The organism is Vibrio sp. QJM3NY_15, from assembly GCF_057785995.1.
This window is the reverse complement of the sequence record NZ_CM173517.1, coordinates 2,672,372-2,693,384: the sequence shown is the minus strand read 5'-3', so window position 1 is coordinate 2,693,384 and position 21,013 is coordinate 2,672,372. Positions and strand designations below refer to the sequence as shown.

Here is a 21,013-nt window from a genome sequence, read left to right as displayed (position 1 = left end):
TCAATATTAATACCATTATAGTTTAGTCAGGCATAACAATAAACCACGAACTTCAAAGGGTTACTCACTGACATCACAATCTGTTTTGTAAATTGGAAGTATCTCACTTATAGTGGAGGTACGACCAGTCAAGGTGGCGGTAATTCTAATATGAACACGGAATGTTGTTATGAATAAGCAACTTGCAAGAATATATAAACCAAACATCGTAAAATTCGCTCTCAACATTTGGCCTCCTTTCTGGGGTGCTGGTATTAAGATAGCCCATATCAGTGCTGACTTTAGGGTAGTAAAGACAGTGCTTAAGCTACGTTGGTGGAATAAAAATGCCAATCGTACTCAATATGGCGGCAGTATATTTTCCCTAACCGATCCTGTTTACTCTTTGATGTTAATGGGTATTTTAGGTGAGCGATATTATGTTTGGGATAAAGAAGCAAGCATCAACTTTATCAAGCCAGGGCAATCTGACCTGTATGCTGATTTCGAGATAAGCCAAGGGCAACTTGATGATATCTACCGTCAAACTCAGTTAGGGGAGAAGTGCTTTCCTGAGTTTATTATCTACGTAAAAGATAACAAGGGGAATGTGGTATCAGAAATACAACGAACCCTATATGTGAGAAAGAAACCTCAATTTAGAGAAGATGACGAAGAAGCTCTCGAAGCGGAATGTTAACCTGTAAGCCTAAATAGCAAAAAACCTCCAAGATGGAGGTTTTTTCGTATCTATACTGTTGTTATTAATTGTAACAATTAACAACGACGAGAGAATTAGTCTTCTAGCTCTGCTAGGCACATCTCTTCGTGGATTTGTTTAACCCAGTTAGTTACGCGCTCGTCAGTTAGTTCTGGTTGACGATCTTCGTCAATACACAGACCAACAAATTGGCTGTCATCGCCTTCAACTAAACCTTTCGATGCTTCGAATTCGTAGCTTTCAGTTGATGTGTAACCTAGGATAGTACCGCCTTTCGCTTCAACGATGTCACGGATAGTACCCATAGCATCACAGAAGTATTCTGCGTAATCTTCTTGGTCGCCACAACCAAAGATAGCAACAAGCTTTGTTGAGAAATCAATAGCTTCTAGCTCAGGGAAAAAGTCATCCCAATCACATTGTGCTTCGCCGTAGTACCACGTAGGGATACCAAGCAGCAGTAGATCGAAGTTATCGATATCTTCTTTGCTGCTTTTTGCAATGTCTTGAACTTGAACGAGCTGTTTGCCCAATTGCTTTTGAATCATCTTAGCAACAGCTTCAGTGTTACCTGTATCGCTACCAAAGAAGAGACCTACACTTGCCATAGAATCATTACCTTTCATTTTGTCTGTTGTCGGTGTAATAAAGTTCGGAGGAAATCGTTAGATTCCAGTTCCTTCCCAGCTTAATTGGATTATCCCTTTTGCGATAAAGCCTGCGCAGCCAAGGAAAAGTACTAACCATACGATGCGACGACCAAATGCAGGAACATTTCCTTCCTTTAGAACGTCTTTAATTGCCATTCCGATTAGAAAGAAAATCGCGGCAAACAGAAGATCTAAACCAACAGATTCAATGATGTTCATGTAGTCGTAAAGCATGGGAACCTTATATACCAAATTTGCTTGGGCGCACTATATCACTCTTGTGAGATAAAGTTAATCTGCTGTGATTACACAGCTCTCATTTATATCGACGAATCAACATATTTAAGCGATGAATTTTCTGATTGCACGGAGCACTTCAGCTGGTTTTTCAGCATGTAACCAGTGTCCAGTATTGGCGATAACATGTGCCTTTGCGTTGGAAAACTGCTCTTGAACGGCGGTTTGGTGTTCAGCCGTGAGGTAATCAGAACCCCCACCTTTTATCAGCAAGGTTTTGACCGAGGTTTTATCAATCGGTTCCCAACCAATGATCTGCGAATAATTGGCGAGCAGTGACGCGACGTTGAAGCGCCATTCCATGATGCCTTGTTCTGATTTGAACAAAGATTTGGTTAGGAACTGGCGAACCCCATCTATCTCGATGTGTTTTGCGAGAACCTTTAGTGCGTCTGAGCGTGACGTTGGTCGTTCTTCTATTACCGCTTGTAGACCTGCGAATACGTTGTCGTGACGACTTTGAGTGTAAGCGACCGGTGCCATATCCAACACAACCAGCTTATTTAATTCAAGATGCTGGGTAAGCGCCATTGCGACTTTTCCACCCATAGAGTGACCAATTACATTGACATCTTTTAGTTCAAGATCATTCAACAGCTGAGCAACGTCTTGTGCCATTGCTTGATAGTTGTGAGTATCGCTATGGAAGGACTGACCGTGGTTACGCAGATCAATGCTGAGCACTTGATGATCGGTCTTTAGATCCCTAGCCAGCAAGCCAAGGTTGTCCAGATTACCAAATAATCCATGGATCAAAACAATGGTGTGACCCGCACCTTCTAATTTATAGTTGAGCTGTACTGACATTTTTATCTTATTCATGGTGGGTTTGACGTAGAGTATCCGCGCGGATCTCGCTATAATCCCCCTGAGTTTAAACATTGAGATTGTGAAAAGCGAATGAAAACAATTGAGGTTGATGAAGACCTATACCGTTATATCGCGGGTCAGACAGAACGTATTGGCGAAAGCGCTTCAGATATTCTGCGCCGCTTGTTACAAGTAGATCGCCCAGGCATGGTTCCGTTCAAAGAGAGCGTTGAGCCAAAAGGTATCGTTGTTAGCAAAGAGGTAGGCTTTACTCCAGAGAAGTTCGATGGCGTTAAAGAAATGCGCTCACTACTAATATCAGATGAGTTTGCATCATTAAAGAAAGCCATTGATCGTTTCATGCTAGTGTTATCGACACTGCATAAAATTGACGCTGAAAGCTTTTCTGAAGCAACTCAAGTAAAAGGCCGCAAGCGTGTTTACTTTGCCGATAATGAAGCAACATTATTAGCAAACGGCAACACCACTAAGCCTAAAGCCATTCCACAAAGTCCTTTTTGGGTTATTACTAATAATAATACAAGCCGTAAAAGACAGATGGTTGAGCAGCTTATGAGCCGCATGAATTTCCAAGCAGAATTGATAGAAAAAGTAACAGGTTCAATTTAACGAAATCTGATTTAAACCTCATAATATCCATGGATAAGAAGATATTATGAGGTTTTTTTGTTTTTAAATTTTATATATAAGGATGTCGAAAAATGGCTATGCACCCTCGTGCCGGGCAGAAAGCTCAGCAGGAAGATCTTCATAATATTCCGGCTTTAGTGGCTAACTATTTCTTACAGCAGCCGGATGCGACTAACCCAGATCACAAAGTACTGTTCGGTACTTCAGGTCATCGCGGTACAGCAGACAAATCAACATTTAACGAAAACCACATTCTCGCGATCGCACAAGCTGTTGCTGAGGTTCGTGCTGAGCAAGGTACAACAGGTCCACTTTTCTTAGGTAAAGATACTCACGCTCTCTCTGAGCCTGCGTTTTCTACTGTTATCGAAGTGCTTGTAGCCAACGGCGTTGAAGTTATTATTCAAGAAAAAAATGGCTTTACTCCAACACCAGGCATCTCGCATGCGATTCTTACGCACAACCTAGCGAATGATAAAAAAGCGGACGGCATCGTTATCACGCCTTCGCATAACCCACCACAAGATGGCGGTATTAAATACAACCCGACTCACGGTGGTCCAGCTGAAGCTGAATTGACTCAAGCAATTGAAGACCGTGCGAACGTGATCATTGCTGAGCAAATGCAAGGCGTTAAGCGCACTCCTATCGCACAGGCTAAATCGTCAGAGTTAGTGAAAGAAGTGGATCTGGTTGCACCATACGTTGCTGACTTGGTTAATGTGGTTGATATGGAAGCGATCCAGAAAGCAAACATCAAAATTGGTGTTGATCCACTGGGTGGCAGCGGTATTGATTACTGGCGTCAAATTGGTAAAGCGTACAACCTAGACCTTACTCTTGTTAGTGAAGCGGTTGATCCTTCGTTCCAGTTTATGTCTCTAGACAAAGACGGTGTGGTTCGTATGGACTGCTCTTCTCCATACGCGATGGCAGGTTTACTGGCTCTTAAAGACGACTATCAACTAGCGTTTGGTAACGACCCTGACTACGATCGCCACGGTATTGTTACGCCAAAAGGCTTAATGAATCCAAACCACTTCCTAGCAGTGTGTATTGATTACCTATACCGCAACCGTGAAGGTTGGGGTAAAGATGTTGCTGTTGGTAAAACACTGGTATCAAGTGCATTGATTGACCGCGTTGTTGCTGACTTAGGTCGCGAGCTTTGCGAAGTGCCAGTTGGTTTCAAATGGTTCGTTGATGGCCTTTATAACGGTCAGTTTGGTTTCGGTGGTGAAGAGAGTGCGGGTGCATCTTTCTTACGTAAAGACGGTACGCCTTGGTCAACAGATAAAGATGGCCTGATTCTTTGCTTACTTGCGGCTGAAATCACAGCAGTAACGGGTAAGAACCCACAAGAATACTACGAAGAACTTGCCGCTAAACATGGTGAATCTAAGTACAACCGTATTCAAGCAGTAGCTAACGGCGCACAAAAAGACGTGCTTAAGAAGCTATCTCCAGAGATGGTCTCAGCTGAGACGCTTGCTGGTGATGCAATTACTGCACGCCTAACGCATGCTCCAGGTAATGGCGCTGCGATTGGCGGCCTAAAAGTGACAACTGAGAACGGTTGGTTTGCCGCTCGTCCATCAGGTACTGAAGACATCTACAAGATCTACTGTGAAAGCTTTAAAGGTGAAGAGCACCTAAAAGCAATCGAAGCAGAAGCTCAAGAGATTGTTAATCAAGTATTTGCAGCCGCTGGCCTATAATCGAATACAGATTAGTAGAGTCACAAGGTAAATAGTGAAAGGGTTGATGTGAAAGCATCAGCCCTTTTTTTATCAGTTTGTGGATAAAGCGGCTAGGACTAAGTGGTTGAATAACTGAATAGATTATCCGTGTGGCCAACTTTGTGGCATCACAAACCAAAACTGCCCTGATTTGGTTTGCCCATGAACGAAGCGATCACCAAACTCGGTGATAGGTTCGCAGGTGAAATCATCAGTGCCCGCTGCCCATTGCTCTTTGGTGAGAGGGTAGAGCACTTCCGTAATTAAATGAGCTTGGTTTTGATAGCACCAAAAACCGTTTACTTGGCTTGAATTAATGTCGTAGCCCAAACATTCAGTAGGTACTTTTTGATCTAAGAAGGGGTTGGTATATAGACGCCCCTGCATGAGGAGATGTTTTGAGTCGACATCAATCTCTGGATATTGCTCAACAAAGGCCGTTGAAGACGACATACCCAGCTGGTGGCTCAACATACGATCGAGCTTCTTATCTAATTGGTCGTGAGAGTTAGGACCAAACCATGTCTGTTCATGGAGTAGGTAAAACTTAATCGCCACTTCCCAATGTTGCAGCTTTTGGCTGCTCTCTTCTTCGAGAATAAAGTCGATAGCACCTAGTGTTCTACCTTCAACATTAATCTGAATCTCATCGTACTTGATTGCATAATTATCCGAAGCACCGATGACTTGCTCACACAGGTGCTGGTAGAGGAAACCTAACCTAGGATTACCATTGTATGTATGTGATAAATCTATGGTATGAGGGCTTGAGAAGGCTCTGAGATCAGAAATGGGTGGTTTGATTTCCAGTAACGGTGGAGAGTCGATAACCCATTGGTAAAAACGTTGCAGTGCTGTCATCTGTTCCTCATAAACTCATCTTAGGGCTTTCGACATTCTACCCGTAAATTGATATAACGACGTTATTATAAAGGTAAGCTGGAAAGAAAAATGAATAACTTACAATTAGAAAAGCTACTTAATGAAAAACTGCAGCCACAGCAGATTAAAGATTACTGCCCGAATGGTTTACAGGTTGAAGGTGCGTCAGAAGTAAAGCGTATCATTACTGGTGTCACGGCCTCCCAAGCGCTGATTGATAAAGCGGTAGAATTGAATGCCGATGCTTTGTTGGTTCACCACGGTTTTTTCTGGAAAGGCGAGTCAGAAGCGATTCGCGGCATGAAGGGCAAGCGTATTCGTACCTTGATTAAAAACGACATCAACCTTTTGGGTTACCACTTGCCTCTTGATATTCACCCTGAGTTAGGCAACAACGCGAAACTGGCTGAGTTGCTTGATATCGAAGTCGAAGGCGGCTTGGAAGGGCACCCACAATCGGTTGCGATGTTTGGCAAGTTGAGTGCGCCAATGACAGGTGCAGAGTTCGCAGAAAAGATTGACCAAGCTTTGAACCGCAAGCCATTACACATTGCTCCAGAGAACCAAGACAAAATGATTACTACTGTCGGTTGGTGCACCGGTGGTGGTCAAGACTACATTGAGTTAGCGGCTTCTCAAGGCATTGATGCGTTTATCTCTGGTGAGATTTCAGAGCGAACTACGTACTCAGCGCGTGAGCAAGATATTCATTACTTTGCAGCAGGACACCACGCAACAGAACGTTATGGTGTGAAGGCATTAGGTGAGTGGTTAGCGAAAGAGCATGACTTAGATGTTGAGTTTATCGATATCGACAACCCGGTATAAAAAGAAGATATGGGATGTAGGATACGAGTCACTATAAATTTGTACCCGTCGATGAGACTGGCTAGTTAGAACTCTAATGGATTTTACTGCGAGAGATCTCAAGTAATTTGTCATTCCCTCGACTGACGAAAGAAGCGGTTGGAAATCTCTTTGATTGTAGCGTTGACAAGGTGTCATAGAAATTCAAAATATCTCGCATCTCGCATCTCGCATCTCGCATCTCGCATCTCGCAGAAAAGAAAAGGGTTGATGTTAATACATCAACCCTTTTTGATTTCAATCGATTAGAAAAGTCGAAACTTTACTATTCGCGCTCGTGTAGAGCTTGGAAATCACGCTGTTCTTCACCAGTGTACAACTGACGAGGACGACCGATACGGTTCGTCGGATCGCTGTGCATTTCGTTCCAGTGTGCAATCCAACCGATAGTACGAGACATCGCGAAGATTACTGTGAACATTGATACAGGAATGCCGATCGCTTTCAGAATGATACCTGAGTAGAAATCTACGTTCGGGTATAGCTTCTTCGATACAAAGTACTCATCAGAAAGAGCGATGCGCTCAAGTTCCATTGCTACATCAAGTAGTGGATCTTGAATGTTCAGCTCTTTAAGTACTTCGTGACACGCTTCACGCATTACCGTTGCACGTGGATCGTAGTTCTTGTAGACACGGTGACCAAAGCCCATTAGGCGGAATGGGTCATCTTTGTCTTTTGCTTTTGCTACATATTCTTCAATGTTGTCTACGCTACCGATCTCTTCAAGCATCATTAGACAAGCTTCGTTAGCACCACCGTGAGCAGGGCCCCACAAAGAAGCGATACCAGCAGCAATACAAGCAAATGGGTTTGCACCCGAAGAACCTGCTAAACGAACCGTTGACGTTGAAGCGTTTTGTTCGTGATCAGCATGTAGTGTAAAGATCTTGTCCATTGCGCGAGCAACAACAGGGTTTACTTCATATTCTTCACATGGGTTTGCATACATCATGTGTAGGAAGTTTTCTGCGTAGCCTAGGTCATTGCGCGGGTAGATAAACGGTTGACCGATTGAATATTTGTAACACATTGCAGCCAGTGTTGGCATTTTTGAAATTAGGCGGTATGCCGCAATTTCACGGTGTGTGTCGTTATTAACATCTAATGAATCATGATAGAACGCAGCAAGCGCACCTACCACACCACACATAACAGCCATTGGGTGAGCATCACGACGGAAGCCGTGGAAGAAACTAGCAATTTGCTCATGAACCATGGTGTGACGCGTGACTGTCGTCTTGAACTCTTCGTATTGAGCTCGAGAAGGAGCTTCGCCGTATAAAAGAATGTAACAAACTTCTAAGTAATCAGCGTTATTGGCCAGTTGATCAATTGGATAACCACGGTGTAGAAGAATACCTTTTCCACCGTCAATATAAGTTATTTGCGATTCACAAGATGCAGTGGCAAGAAAACCAGGATCAAAAGTGAAAAAACCATTAGAACCTAGTGTACGAACGTCGATCACTGGTGTACCAAGTACGCCTTCTGTAATCGGCAATTCGATCGGTGCTTGACCTTCAATATGAAGGGTAGCTTTCTTATCCGCCATAACAATCTCCTTTGTTATTATTAATCCGTCCAGGATGTTTATGTGCCATTTTTTTACTGGTCTTACGTGGGAAAGTCAATTTTTCTGAAGCTTTGTGTGCACTTGTTAGTGTTTTTTACATTAAATTCGTTAAAAATCTGTTCTGTGTAGCATTATTTGTTGCATCAATTGTATTAGAATGTTGCCAGCCGTATAGTGGCGCTGAAAAGTTTGGTTAAAACCTTATAAATGCAAGGCTAAGAAGAAATGTGAGGTGTCTTCAGAAACCTAGCGATTAACAATTATTTTACAATTATCTAAGGCTCAACTTACGTTATTTGTTAAGTTAATGTTAAATTTTGAGGGTTTGCAATCAAATTTTGTCCATAACAATACATAAGGTTATTTAATGACCATCATGCTCAATGGAGCTGAGTGAGCGAGCCCGTGAAAGAAAGAAAGACAAGACCTGTTAATTTAGATTTACAGACCATCCACTTTCCCATCACAGCAATAGCTTCCATCCTACACCGTGTGTCTGGGGTGATTACTTTTGTTGCGATCGGAATTCTGCTTTGGTTACTATCCATTTCCCTCTCTTCCCCTGTAGGCTTTATGGAAGCTAGCGACATTGTCGACGGTTTCTTCGTGAAGTTTATTCTGTGGGGCATTTTAACCGCTTTGGCTTACCACATTGCTGGTGGTATTCGTCACCTTCTTATGGACCTTGGTCACTTTGAAGAGCTGGAATCTGGCGCTAAGAGCGCGAAGGTTGCATTCGCAGCAACAGCGGTATTGTCTCTACTAGCGGGGATCTTAGTATGGTAAACAACGTTTCTACTTTTGGTCGTAATGGTGTGCATGATTATCTATTGATTCGTGCAACAGCCATCATTATGACGCTTTACACTATCTACCTAGTGAGCTTCTGTGCTTTCTCAGGTGATATTTCTTACGCATCTTGGACGCAATTCTTTGGTGGTACCTTCACTAAAGTCTTCACCATGTTAGCGCTTACTTCAATTTTGGTTCACGCGTGGATCGGTTTGTGGCAAGTACTAACTGACTACATCAAATGTGCAAAATTGCGCGTTGGTCTTCAAGTCGGTGTTGTTGCGGTTCTTCTAGGATATTTCTTCTCTGGTCTGTTTATTTTGTGGGGTGCGTAAGTGACTATTCCTGTTCGTGAGTTTGATGCTGTAGTAATTGGCGCTGGTGGTGCTGGTATGCGCGCCGCGCTACAAATTTCTGAGCAAGGCCTATCTTGTGCGTTGCTTTCTAAAGTTTTCCCAACTCGTTCTCATACTGTATCTGCGCAAGGTGGTATCACCGTTGCTCTTGGTAATGCGCATGAAGATCACTGGGAACAACACATGTACGATACGGTTAAAGGTTCCGATTACATCGGCGACCAAGATGCTATCGAATACATGTGTAAAAATGGCCCTGAGTCGGTTATCGAATTAGAAAAAATGGGTCTTCCATTTTCTCGTTTTGATAACGGCAGTATTTACCAACGTCCGTTTGGTGGCCAATCTAAGAATTTTGGTGGTGAGCAAGCGGCTCGTACCGCAGCTGCAGCCGACCGTACTGGTCACGCACTGCTACACACGCTTTACCAACAAAACATTAAACACAAAACGACGGTTTTCTCTGAGTGGTATGCACTGGATCTTGTTAAAAACGAAGATGGTGCAATCTTAGGTACTACCGCGCTTTGTATGGAAACGGGTGAGGTTTGCTACTTCAAAGCGAAGGCAACAATCCTTGCTACTGGTGGTGCTGGTCGTATTTACGCATCAACAACCAATGCTCACATTAACACTGGTGACGGTGTTGGTATGGCGATTCGTGCAGGCGTTCCAATGCAAGACATCGAAATGTGGCAGTTCCACCCAACGGGTATCGCTGGCGCAGGTGTTTTGGTAACAGAAGGTTGTCGTGGTGAAGGTGGTTACCTTCTCAATAAAGACGGCGAGCGCTTCATGGAACGTTATGCTCCGAATGCTAAAGATTTAGCAGGTCGTGATGTTGTAGCTCGTTCGATGATGGTTGAGATTCGTGAAGGTCGTGGTTGTGATGGTCCATGGGGTCCACACATCAAGCTGAAACTTGATCACCTAGGCAAAGAGACGCTTGAATCTCGTCTACCGGGTGTATGTGAGCTTTCTCGTACGTTCGCTCATGTTGATCCTGTTAAAGAACCAATTCCTGTAATCCCAACGTGTCACTACATGATGGGTGGTGTTCCAACACAGGTTTCTGGTCAAGCAATCAAACAAACTGAAGACGGTACAGACGTTGAAATTCAAGGTCTATTCGCTTGTGGCGAAATCGCTTCAGTATCCGTACACGGTGCAAACCGTCTAGGTGGCAACTCGCTACTTGATTTGGTTGTATTCGGTCGTGCGACAGGTCTTCACCTTGGTGAGACTTTGAACAAGCAAGCTGAAGCAAAACCTGCAACTGAAGCCGACATTGAACGTTCACTAGAGCGCTACAATCGTTGGGAAAACAGTACTGACGGTGAAGACCCTGCGGTAATTCGTAAAGATCTTCAGCAATGTATGCAGAACAACTTCTCTGTATTCCGTGAAGGTAAAGCGATGGCTGATGGCTTAGAAGAGCTTAAAGTGATTCGTGAGCGCCTTAAAAATGCACACCTTTCAGACAAGTCGACTGAGTTCAACACGCAACGTATTGAGTGTTTAGAGCTTGAAAACTTGATGGAAACGGCATTTGCAACCGCGGTTGCAGCAAACTTCCGTACAGAGAGTCGTGGAGCGCATGCTCGTTTTGACTTCCCAGATCGTGATGATGAGCAATGGCTATGCCACTCACTTTACAACCCTGAATCAGAAAGTATGACTAAGCGTGGTGTGAACATGGAACCTATCCATCGTGAAGCATTCCCGCCGAAAGCACGTACGTACTAAGGAGATATGACCATGAAACTGAATTTCTCTTTATACCGTTACAACCCAGATGTGGACCAGAAGCCTTACATGAAAGAGTACACCCTAGAGGTGGAAGAAGGTTCTGACATGATGCTTTTGGACGCGCTTATTCTTTTGAAAGAGCAAGATCCAACGATTTCATTCCGTCGCTCATGCCGTGAAGGTGTATGTGGCTCTGATGGTTTGAACATGAATGGTAAAAACGGATTGGCGTGTATTACGCCACTGTCTGCACTTTCTGGCCAAGATAAAATCGTAATTCGCCCACTTCCAGGTTTGCCTGTTGTGCGTGATTTAATCGTAGACATGACTCAGTTCTACGATAACTACGAAAAAGTTAAGCCGTTCTTAGTGTCTGATGGCAATGTGCCACCGGCTCGTGAAAACCTACAAAGCCCTGATGAGCGTGCTCATTTAGATGGTTTGTATGAATGTATTATGTGTGCATGTTGTACGACTTCATGCCCATCATTCTGGTGGAATCCAGATAAGTTCATCGGACCAGCTGGCCTACTTGCAGCATACCGTTGGCTAATAGATAGCCGAGATACGGCGACAGACGAACGTCTGTCCGATCTTGATGATGCATTTAGCGTTTTTCGTTGCCATGGCATCATGAATTGTGTAAGTGTTTGTCCTAAGGGATTAAATCCGACGAAAGCGATTGGTCACATTAAGACCATGCTAGTGAATCGTTCGGTTTAAGTTATATAAAAATTGCCGCCCTAGAAGTTTTGGGGCGGCCTTTTAATAGCTCGGCATAGACCGCAGCAAACGTGAAAACTACTGGTTAAGGGAAAATATGCACAACGGCGTGATGAAGGCATGGCTCGAGTCTTCACACTTGGCTGGCGCCAATGCAACGTACGTAGAAGAACTCTACGAACTGTATCTAAGTGACCCCGACTCGGTAAGTGACGAATGGAGAAGCGTATTTGAAGAATTGCCTGTGCAAGCTTCAGAAACGGTGGAACAACCACACTCTCGCGTTCGTGAATACTTCCGTCGACTCGCTCAAGAAACAAAGCATTACAGTGTCCAAGTTAGTGATCCTGATGTCGATGCGAAACAAGTAAAGGTTCTGCAACTGATTAATGCCTATCGATTCCGAGGGCATCAAGCAGCAAACCTAGACCCCCTAGGTTTATGGAAAAGAGATACAGTCGCTGAACTGGACCCTTCTTTCCACACTCTTACCGAAGATGACCTCAATGAGACATTTAACGTCGGCTCTTACGCTATTGGCCAAGAGACGATGGTGCTTCGAGATTTGTACAAATCTCTAAAGCAAACTTATTGTGGTTCGATTGGTGCTGAATACATGCACATGACTAACACAGAGCAAAAGCGTTGGATTCAACAACGTTTAGAGTCTGTTTCTGGTCAACCCTCTTTCGATAAAGAAGAAAAGCAAGCTTTCCTAGAAGAGCTAACTGCTGCTGAAGGTCTTGAGCGCTATCTTGGTGCTAAATTCCCTGGCGCAAAACGCTTCTCATTGGAAGGTGGTGATGCGTTGATCCCAATGACGAAGGAAATTATTCGTCATGCTGGTGGTCAAGGCATGCGTGAAGTTGTTGTTGGTATGGCTCACCGTGGTCGTCTAAATATGTTGGTCAACGTGCTTGGTAAAAAGCCACAAGACCTATTTGACGAATTTGCGGGTAAGCACGACGACACATGGGGAACCGGTGATGTGAAATACCACCAAGGTTTCTCTGCTGACTTCGCAACGCCACGTGGGAATGTTCACTTAGTATTGGCATTTAACCCTTCACACCTAGAAATCGTAAACCCTGTAGTTATTGGTTCGGTTCGTGCTCGTCAAGATCGCTTAGACGATAATGATGGCAGCCGAGTACTACCAATTACTATCCATGGCGATTCTGCAATTGCAGGCCAAGGGGTTGTACAAGAGACATTTAACATGTCACTTGCTCGTGGTTTCTGTGTGGGTGGTACGGTTCGTATCGTTGTGAATAACCAAGTTGGTTTCACAACCTCTAACCCTCGCGATACTCGTTCTACAATGTACTGTACTGACATCGCTAAGATGGTTCAGGCACCGATTTTCCACGTAAATGCAGATGATCCAGAAGCGGTTGCTTTTGTTGCTCGTCTGGCGCTGGATTACCGTAATACATTTAAGCGTGATGTTGTTATCGACTTGGTTTGTTACCGTCGCCACGGTCACAATGAAGCCGATGAGCCGAATGCAACCCAGCCTTTGATGTACCAAAAAATCAAGAAGCACCCAACACCACGTAAGCTATACGCTGATGTGCTGATGGAGCGCGGAGAGTTTGGTATTGATACTGCAACCCAACTTGTTAACGAATACCGCGATGCTCTTGATCACGGTGAAGTTGTGGTTAAAGAGTGGCGCCCAATGGCGATGCACTCTGTCGACTGGTCTCCATACCTAGGTCATGACTGGAACATCGAATGGGACAACAAAATTGATATCGAGCGTCTAAAAGAGCTGGGTTCAAAAATTTGTCAGTACCCTGAGAGTCACAAGCTTCAGAGCCGTGTAAATAAACTGTACAACGATCGTACTGCCATGATTAATGGCGAGAAACAAGTCGATTGGGGTATGGCGGAAACACTGGCGTATGCAACGCTTGTTGATGACGGAAAGCGTATTCGTATTTCTGGCCAAGATTCTGGCCGTGGTACGTTCTTCCACCGTCACTCTGTACTTCATAACCAAACTGACGCAAGCACGTATGTTCCTCTTGCGAACATTCATGACAAACAAGGGCCATTCCAAGTGTTTGACTCGGTATTGTCAGAAGAAGCTGTGTTGGCATTTGAGTACGGCTATGCAACAGCAGAGCCAAGCGGTCTAACCCTTTGGGAAGCACAATTTGGTGACTTCGCAAACGGTGCACAAGTTGTTATTGACCAATTTATCTCGTCAGGTGAGCAAAAATGGGCACGTCTATGTGGCCTAACAATGTTGCTTCCTCACGGTTATGAAGGTCAAGGCCCTGAGCACTCTTCTGCTCGTCTTGAGCGTTACCTTCAGTTATGTGCTGAACAAAACATGCAGGTTGTTGTTCCTTCAACACCAGCACAGGTTTACCACATGATTCGTCGTCAGGTCGTTAGACCAATGCGTCGTCCACTGATTGTAATGTCACCTAAGTCATTGCTTCGTCACCCTCTGTGTACGTCTTCTCTTGAAGATCTTGCAGAAGGTACGTTCCAACCAGCTATCGCAGAAATTGATGATCTGGCTCCTGAGAACGTAAAACGCGTCGTGTTCTGTTCAGGTAAGGTTTACTTTGACCTTCTTGACCAAAGACGTAAGAACGAGCAAGACGATGTCGCTATTGTGCGTATTGAGCAACTTTACCCGTTCCCTTACGAGGACGTGAGAGCTGCAATCGCTCAATACACAAATGTAGTCGATTACGTTTGGTGTCAAGAAGAGCCACAAAACCAAGGTGCTTGGTACAGTAGTCAACATAATTTCCGAGCTGCTATCCCAGTGGGTGCTGATATTCAATACGCAGGTCGTCCTGCATCAGCGTCACCAGCTGTTGGCTATATGTCGGTACACTTGAAACAACAAAAAGCGTTAGTAGACGACGCTTTGACCCTACTTAAGAACTAGAAGTAAAAGGAAAATACAGACATGACAATTGAAATTCTGGTTCCAGATTTACCTGAATCTGTGGCTGATGCAACAGTAGCGACTTGGCACAAAAAACCAGGCGAAGCCGTTGCACGTGATGAAGTCATTGTAGACATCGAAACAGATAAAGTAGTTCTAGAAGTACCGGCTCCTGAAGCGGGTGTTCTGGAAGCTATCATTGAAGAAGAGGGTGCTACGGTACTTTCTAAGCAGCTTCTTGCGAAAATCAAACCTGGTGCTGTCGCTGGTGAACCAACGAAAGACACGACTGAAGATACAGAAGCTTCTCCTGATAAGCGCCACAAAGCGGCACTTACAGAAGAAAGCAACGACGCACTAAGCCCTGCTGTTCGTCGTCTTCTTGCAGAACACAACCTACAACCAGCTGACGTTAAAGGCACTGGTGTTGGTGGTCGTATTACTCGTGAAGACATCGACGCACACCTAGCAGCAGCGAAAGCGGCTCCGGCAGCAGCATCTGCACCAGTGGTCGAAGCGCCAGCAGCAGCTCGTAGCCAAAAACGCGTGCCAATGACTCGCCTACGTAAGACAGTTGCAAACCGTCTTCTAGAAGCGAAGAACAGCACAGCAATGCTGACTACTTTCAACGAAGTGAACATGAAGCCAATCATGGACCTTCGTAAGCAGTACAAAGACCAATTCGAGAAGCGTCACGATACGCGTCTTGGTTTCATGTCTTTCTACGTGAAAGCAGTAACAGAAGCACTGAAACGTTTCCCAGAAGTTAACGCTTCTATTGATGGTACAGATATCGTTTACCACAACTACTTCGACATCAGCATGGCAGTATCAACGCCACGTGGTCTAGTGACTCCAGTACTGAAAGACTGTGACACACTAGGTTTCGCTGACATCGAAAAAGGCATCAAAGAGCTAGCAATCAAAGGCCGTGACGGCAAGCTAACTGTTGATGAGCTAATGGGCGGTAACTTCACTATCACGAACGGTGGTGTATTTGGCTCTCTAATGTCTACGCCAATCATCAACCCACCTCAAGCGGCAATTTTGGGTATGCACAAAATCCAAGATCGTCCAATGGCTGTTGATGGCAAGGTTGAGATCTTACCAATGATGTACCTAGCGCTTTCTTACGATCACCGTCTAATTGATGGCCGTGAATCAGTTGGCTTCCTAGTGACAATCAAAGAGCTTCTAGAAGATCCTGCACGTCTGCTATTAGACGTTTAGTATCTCTAAAACGTCTAGTTAGCCCCGTTAGCTAGACGTAAAAAGTTTCAAAGGCTAGGCTGCTCAACGTCTGGCCTTCAATTGAACTGTAAAGCCATTAGAAAATGGACAGCAGTTGATTTGAGAAGACCCTACAGACGTACCACAGGAAACTGTGTCGTTATGGAAATAATAATCCCTTAAGGGAAAATAAACGGAATATCAAAATGAATTTGCATGAATACCAAGCCAAACAGCTGTTTGCAGAATTCGGTTTGCCTGTACCAGAAGGTTTCGCATGTGATACAGCACAAGAAGCTTTCGAAGCTGCAGGCCGTATCAGTACAGCCAAGAAAGTCGTTAAGTGTCAAGTACACGCTGGTGGTCGCGGTAAAGCGGGCGGCGTAGAGCTACATGACACTAAAGAAGGCGTTAAAGAGTTTGCACAAAAGTGGCTAGGTAAAAACCTAGTGACTTACCAAACAGACGCTAATGGTCAGCCTGTAACAAAGATCCTAGTTGAAGAAGCATCGAACATTGCTAACGAGCTTTACCTAGGTGCTGTTGTTGACCGTGCAACTCGCAAAATTGTATTCATGGCGTCAACTGAAGGCGGTGTGGACATTGAGAAAATCGCTGAAGAAACTCCAGAGTTGATTCACCAATCAGCGATCGATCCTCTAGTTGGCCCTCAAGCTTACCAAGGCCGTGAACTGGCATTCAAACTTGGCCTAGCTGGCGATCAAATTAAACAGTTCGTTAAGATCTTCATGGGTCTTGGTGAAATGTTCGCTCAGTACGACCTAGCTCTACTAGAAATTAACCCGCTTGTTATTACAAATGAAGGTAACCTTCTTTGTCTAGACGGCAAGATCAACATTGACTCAAACGCAATGTACCGTCAGCCAAAGCTTCGTGAAATGCACGATCCTTCACAAGAAGACGAGCGCGAAGCGCACGCAGCTCAGTGGGAACTGAACTACGTAGCACTTGATGGCAACGTTGGCTGTATGGTTAACGGTGCAGGCCTTGCTATGGGTACGATGGATATCGTAAACCTACACGGCGGCAAGCCAGCAAACTTCCTTGATGTAGGCGGCGGCGCAACAAAAGAGCGTGTAGCTGAAGCATTCAAGATCATCCTTTCTGATGACAATGTTAAAGCAGTACTAGTAAACATCTTCGGTGGCATCGTTCGTTGTGACATGATCGCTGAAGGTATTATTGGTGCAGTTAAAGAAGTTGGCGTAACAGTTCCTGTCGTTGTTCGTCTAGAAGGTACTAACGCAGACCTAGGTCGCGAAGTACTTGCTAATTCTGATGTTGATATCATTGCTGCTGTATCTCTAACAGATGCTGCTCAGAAAGTTGTTGCTGCTGCGGAGGCTAAATAATGTCTGTATTAATTAACAAAGACACTAAAGTAATCTGTCAGGGTTTCACTGGCGGTCAAGGTACATTCCACTCAGACCAAGCTATCGCATACGGTACGCAAATGGTTGGTGGTGTTTCACCTGGTAAAGGTGGTCAAACTCACCTAGGCCTTCCAGTATTCAACACAGTACGTGAAGCAGTAGAAGTGACTGGTGCAACAGCAACCGTTATCTACGTACCAGCACCTTTCTGTAAAGATGCAATCCTAGAAGCGATTGATGCAGGTATCGAACTGATCGTAACGATCACTGAAGGTATCCCTACAACAGATATGATCGACGTTAAAGTGAAGCTAGAAGAAACTGGCGTTCGCATGATCGGTCCTAACTGTCCAGGTCTTATCACTCCAGACGAGTGTAAGATTGGTATCATGCCTGGCCATATCCACAAGAAGGGTAAAGTAGGTATCGTATCTCGTTCAGGTACTCTGACGTACGAAGCAGTTAAGCAAACAACAGATGAAGGCTTTGGTCAGTCTACATGTGTTGGTATCGGTGGTGACCCTATTCCAGGTTCAAACTTCATTGATATCCTAAAACTTTTCCAAGAAGACCCAGAGACTGAAGCAATCGTAATGATTGGTGAGATCGGTGGTACTGCGGAAGAAGAAGCAGCTGAGTTCATCAAAGCAAACGTAACTAAGCCAGTTGTATCTTACATCGCTGGTGTTACTGCTCCTCCGGGTAAACGTATGGGCCACGCTGGCGCAATCATCTCTGGCGGTAAAGGTACTGCTGAAGATAAATTCGCAGCACTAGAAGCAGCAGGCGTTAAGACTGTTAAGTCTCTTGCTGACATCGGTAAAGGCCTACGTGAAATCACGGGTTGGTAATCAGCTGGCTTTTATCTAACGAGATAGAAGTTAACTGAACGATATAAGAAAGGCTTGGTCATTGACCAAGCCTTTTTCTTTTGTGACCGATTTTTTGTGAGCGATTCTTCTGTAAACAATTACCGCATCAACTGTTGTGTTGTTAAAAACCAGAATGAATCCCGACTTTTCACTTTAAGCGCGGGTTCTGTACATTTGAGACAGCATAAACATTGCCGCAGCACTGATAACAACAGAAGGGCCAGCTGGTGTGTCATAGAACCAAGACAAACTTAATCCGCCGAACACAGCGATAGAGCCAATAACTGAGGCGAGGAATGCCATTTGTTCGGGTGTATTAGCAAACTTTCTTGCCGTTGCTGCGGGAATGATAAGTAGTGATGTCATGATTAACGCACCCACAAACTTCATACCTACCGCAATGACGATACCCACAAGTAGCATCAAAATAAGACGCATTAAATCAATGTTGATGCCGTCAACCGCTGCGAGATCTTCGTTAACGGTCGTCGACAATAGCGGTCGCCAAAAGATAGCAAGCACCAGTCCAATCACGGCTGCACCCGCATAGATAAATACTAAGTCGGTCGGAGAAACTGCAAGCAAGTCACCAAATAGGTAACTCATTAGATCGACACGAACATTGTCTAAGAAGCTTACCGCTACAAGGCCTAAAGAGAGCGCACTGTGCGCCAAAATACCGAGTAGGGTATCGGTCGCAACCAGTTTCTGCTTTTGTAACGTAACCAGCAACACCGCCAGCATCAAACAGCAAATCAGCAGCGCTAAGTACAAGTTAATATTGAATAAGAAGCCAAGCGCTAAGCCCATCAAAGAGGCGTGAGCAAGGGTATCTCCAAAGTAAGCCATCTTTCGCCAAACCACAAAAGAGCCTAGTGGCCCCGCGATGAGAGCAATGCCCAAGCCAGCTAAAATAGAGGGAAGAAGAAACTCAAGCATTAGTGGTGTCCGTGTTTATGGTTTGAACATTCATGTACGTCGCCTTCGACAGGTTGTCCTGCGAGATCATGATGGTGATGTTCGTGTTGGTGGTGATAAAAGGCTAAGGTCTCTTGGGTCGCGGTGCCAAAAAGCGCAATGTAAGAGGGGTGATGTTTGATATCTGCAGGTGCGCCTGAGCAACAGATATGGTGGTGCAAACAGATCACATCGTCTGTTTTTGCCATCACTAAATGCAGGTCATGTGACACCATAAATACAGCACAACCAAAGCGGTGACGAATGGTATCTATTAGATCGTAAAGGTCAATTTGCCCTTGAACATCTACGCCTTGAGCTGGCTCATCGAGAACGAGAAGATCGGGTCTTCTCAGCAATGAACGAGCGATAAGTACTCGTTGATTTTCACCGCCAGATAGCTGATGCATATTGCTTTTCTGTAGGTGCTCTGCGCCAACAAGCTTTAATGCTTCCAGTATCTCCTGCTGGCTAAACTTACCTGTCAGCTTAAGAAAACGTTCGACACTTAAGGGAAGTGAATCATTGAGCTTTAGCTTCTGCGGAACATAACCAATTTTCAGTTTGTTGGATTTTGTTATTTTACCTGAAAATTTGGTTTGTAAGCCCAGTACCACTTTTACCAGGGTCGATTTTCCTGCACCGTTGGGGCCAATTAGGGTCGTGATTCTGCCACGCTCTAAATTTAGAGAGATGTTGTCTAGAACCTTTCGGCCGTCAAATTCGACGCTAACAGAATCTAGTTGGATTAAGTTATCCATGAATAGAACTCATTTGCAATTCGCTAATGTTATAATGTAACATTTACCGCAAGCCTAAGCTACTTTTCTATTATCGAGGAATTATGTCACGTTCATATTTTATACTTGCTACTTTGTTATTAGCCCCAAATGTTGCAAGCGCGAGCACTATTCTAACAAGCTTCAAACCTATTCAAATGATAGTGACAGAATTAACGCAAGGCGTTAGTGAACCAGATGTGTTGATGAACAGCAATGCGTCACCACACGACTATGCGCTTAAGCCATCTGATGTCAAAAAAGTTCACAGTGCAGATATGGTGATTTGGTTCGGTCCCGACCTAGAAGCTTTTTTGACTAAGGTGATTGGTTCAAAAGAGAACGTTATCGAAATCAGTGAAATCCCTGGGATTAATTTGAGAGAGTTCGGACATGAAGATCACGATGCTCATGAAGGGCACCATCATGGTAGCCATGACCCTCACTTTTGGTTAGGTATCGATCAAGTTGAAGTAGCCGCGAACTATATCTCAGCTAAGTTGATTGAAACTGATCCAGACAATGCGATGGCGTATCAAGAAAACCTAGATTCCTTCTTGATTGCCTTGAAAGAAAAGCAGCAGTCGATTCATGAACAGCTTGCGCCAGTTAAAGACAAAGGCTACTACGTATTTCACGATGCGTATGGTTACTTTGAGCAAGAGTTTGAGTTGAATAATTTAGGTCACTTTACTGTGAGCCCTGAACGTAAACCCGGAGCGAAGAGCTTGATAGCGATTAAGAAAACTCTGGTCCGTGACAATGTTCAATGTGTGTTTGCTGAACCTCAGTTTACACCTGCTGTTATTGAATCGGTAACTCGTGGGAGTAGCACGAAACAAGGACAACTTGACCCAATCGGTTCAAGTGTTGAAGTTAAGAGTGGAAGTTATTTCGAATTTCTTCAGCAACTTACAGATAGCTACACAAGTTGCCTAACGGGAAGTTAATGGTTAGCGAGTTATTAATTGCTAACTTTGCTCTCGATAATTTATGAATAATGCCGCTTTTTGCGGCATTTTCGTGACCGCTAAGATAAAACCTTCCAACAAATTACAAACCTCCTTTCTCCTTC

General features: G+C 44.4%; 20 protein-coding genes. 13 read left to right on the top strand and 7 right to left on the bottom strand.

Annotated features, from left to right (window positions below; translation table 11 throughout):
- Positions 1-169 precede the first annotated feature (169 nt).
- Positions 170-679 (top strand): DUF4442 domain-containing protein, encoded by a 510-nt coding sequence (locus AC3CKG_RS11935; protein ID WP_017106121.1) that lies wholly within the window; start codon positions 170-172, stop codon positions 677-679.
- A gap of 95 nt (positions 680-774) precedes the next feature.
- Here AC3CKG_RS11935 and fldA read toward each other — a convergent pair whose 3' ends face one another.
- From fldA to AC3CKG_RS11920, 3 genes are all read right to left on the bottom strand, one after another.
- Positions 775-1,308 carry a flavodoxin FldA gene (gene fldA, locus AC3CKG_RS11930; protein WP_017106122.1) on the bottom strand — a complete coding sequence of 178 codons (534 nt, stop codon included), beginning with the start codon at positions 1,306-1,308 and terminating at the stop codon, positions 775-777.
- A gap of 57 nt (positions 1,309-1,365) precedes the next feature.
- Positions 1,366-1,584: a DUF2788 domain-containing protein gene (locus AC3CKG_RS11925; RefSeq protein WP_017106123.1), complete on the bottom strand. Its 219-nt coding sequence runs from the start codon at positions 1,582-1,584 to the stop codon at positions 1,366-1,368.
- Positions 1,585-1,692: 108 nt separating this feature from the next.
- A complete protein-coding gene (locus AC3CKG_RS11920; protein ID WP_488528396.1) occupies positions 1,693-2,454 on the bottom strand; it encodes an alpha/beta fold hydrolase in 762 nt (253 codons plus the stop codon).
- A 93-nt stretch (positions 2,455-2,547) separates the two neighbouring features.
- Here AC3CKG_RS11920 and seqA point away from each other — a divergent pair, with 93 nt between their 5' ends.
- Together seqA and pgm are read left to right on the top strand one after the other, a co-directional pair.
- Positions 2,548-3,087 carry a replication initiation negative regulator SeqA gene (seqA, locus tag AC3CKG_RS11915; RefSeq protein WP_017106125.1) on the top strand — a complete coding sequence of 180 codons (540 nt, stop codon included), beginning with the start codon at positions 2,548-2,550 and terminating at the stop codon, positions 3,085-3,087.
- A 92-nt stretch (positions 3,088-3,179) separates the two neighbouring features.
- Positions 3,180-4,826: a phosphoglucomutase (alpha-D-glucose-1,6-bisphosphate-dependent) gene (pgm, locus tag AC3CKG_RS11910; RefSeq protein WP_017106126.1), complete on the top strand. Its 1,647-nt coding sequence runs from the start codon at positions 3,180-3,182 to the stop codon at positions 4,824-4,826.
- Between the two features lie 123 nt (positions 4,827-4,949).
- Here pgm and AC3CKG_RS11905 read toward each other — a convergent pair whose 3' ends face one another.
- The gene (locus tag AC3CKG_RS11905; protein WP_488528395.1) at positions 4,950-5,708 is read right to left on the bottom strand and encodes a DUF1853 family protein; all 759 of its coding nucleotides are present in this window, start codon (positions 5,706-5,708) and stop codon (positions 4,950-4,952) included.
- A gap of 90 nt (positions 5,709-5,798) precedes the next feature.
- Here AC3CKG_RS11905 and AC3CKG_RS11900 point away from each other — a divergent pair, with 90 nt between their 5' ends.
- Entirely contained in the window at positions 5,799-6,557 is a 759-nt protein-coding gene (locus tag AC3CKG_RS11900) for a Nif3-like dinuclear metal center hexameric protein (RefSeq protein WP_488528394.1), read from the top strand.
- 304 nt (positions 6,558-6,861) lie between these two features.
- Here AC3CKG_RS11900 and AC3CKG_RS11895 read toward each other — a convergent pair whose 3' ends face one another.
- Positions 6,862-8,151 (bottom strand): citrate synthase, encoded by a 1,290-nt coding sequence (locus tag AC3CKG_RS11895; protein WP_004734217.1) that lies wholly within the window; start codon positions 8,149-8,151, stop codon positions 6,862-6,864.
- A gap of 414 nt (positions 8,152-8,565) precedes the next feature.
- On the opposite strand from AC3CKG_RS11895, the gene sdhC reads away from it, so the two are divergent.
- From sdhC to sucD, 8 genes are all read left to right on the top strand, one after another.
- Positions 8,566-8,958: a succinate dehydrogenase cytochrome b556 subunit gene (gene sdhC / locus AC3CKG_RS11890; protein WP_012604532.1), complete on the top strand. Its 393-nt coding sequence runs from the start codon at positions 8,566-8,568 to the stop codon at positions 8,956-8,958.
- On the top strand, positions 8,952-9,299 hold the full coding sequence (sdhD, locus tag AC3CKG_RS11885; RefSeq protein WP_004734215.1) for a succinate dehydrogenase, hydrophobic membrane anchor protein: 348 nt from the start codon (positions 8,952-8,954) through the stop codon (positions 9,297-9,299). The genes sdhC and sdhD overlap by 7 nt, the downstream gene beginning before the upstream one ends.
- Positions 9,300-11,066, top strand: a complete 1,767-nt coding sequence (sdhA, locus tag AC3CKG_RS11880; RefSeq protein ID WP_009847321.1) for a succinate dehydrogenase flavoprotein subunit — start codon at positions 9,300-9,302, stop codon at positions 11,064-11,066.
- Between the two features lie 12 nt (positions 11,067-11,078).
- A complete protein-coding gene (locus tag AC3CKG_RS11875; protein ID WP_009847320.1) occupies positions 11,079-11,792 on the top strand; it encodes a succinate dehydrogenase iron-sulfur subunit in 714 nt (237 codons plus the stop codon).
- Positions 11,793-11,889: 97 nt separating this feature from the next.
- On the top strand, positions 11,890-14,706 hold the full coding sequence (gene sucA, locus AC3CKG_RS11870) for a 2-oxoglutarate dehydrogenase E1 component (protein ID WP_099165314.1): 2,817 nt from the start codon (positions 11,890-11,892) through the stop codon (positions 14,704-14,706).
- Between the two features lie 21 nt (positions 14,707-14,727).
- Positions 14,728-15,936, top strand: coding sequence for a 2-oxoglutarate dehydrogenase complex dihydrolipoyllysine-residue succinyltransferase (gene odhB, locus AC3CKG_RS11865; protein WP_017106130.1), 1,209 nt, complete (start codon positions 14,728-14,730; stop codon positions 15,934-15,936).
- 206 nt (positions 15,937-16,142) lie between these two features.
- Positions 16,143-17,309, top strand: coding sequence for an ADP-forming succinate--CoA ligase subunit beta (gene sucC, locus AC3CKG_RS11860; protein ID WP_004734210.1), 1,167 nt, complete (start codon positions 16,143-16,145; stop codon positions 17,307-17,309).
- On the top strand, positions 17,309-18,181 hold the full coding sequence (gene sucD / locus AC3CKG_RS11855; RefSeq protein ID WP_004734209.1) for a succinate--CoA ligase subunit alpha: 873 nt from the start codon (positions 17,309-17,311) through the stop codon (positions 18,179-18,181). Before sucC ends, sucD begins: the two co-directional genes overlap by 1 nt.
- 174 nt (positions 18,182-18,355) lie before the next feature.
- On the opposite strand, the gene znuB is transcribed toward sucD, so the two are convergent.
- Both znuB and znuC read right to left on the bottom strand, forming a co-directional pair.
- Positions 18,356-19,141: a zinc ABC transporter permease subunit ZnuB gene (znuB, locus tag AC3CKG_RS11850; RefSeq protein WP_017084084.1), complete on the bottom strand. Its 786-nt coding sequence runs from the start codon at positions 19,139-19,141 to the stop codon at positions 18,356-18,358.
- Entirely contained in the window at positions 19,141-19,920 is a 780-nt protein-coding gene (znuC, locus tag AC3CKG_RS11845; protein ID WP_017110326.1) for a zinc ABC transporter ATP-binding protein ZnuC, read from the bottom strand. Before znuC ends, znuB begins: the two co-directional genes overlap by 1 nt.
- 83 nt (positions 19,921-20,003) lie before the next feature.
- Here znuC and znuA point away from each other — a divergent pair, with 83 nt between their 5' ends.
- A complete protein-coding gene (gene znuA / locus AC3CKG_RS11840; RefSeq protein WP_102361480.1) occupies positions 20,004-20,888 on the top strand; it encodes a zinc ABC transporter substrate-binding protein ZnuA in 885 nt (294 codons plus the stop codon).
- Positions 20,889-21,013 lie beyond the last annotated feature (125 nt).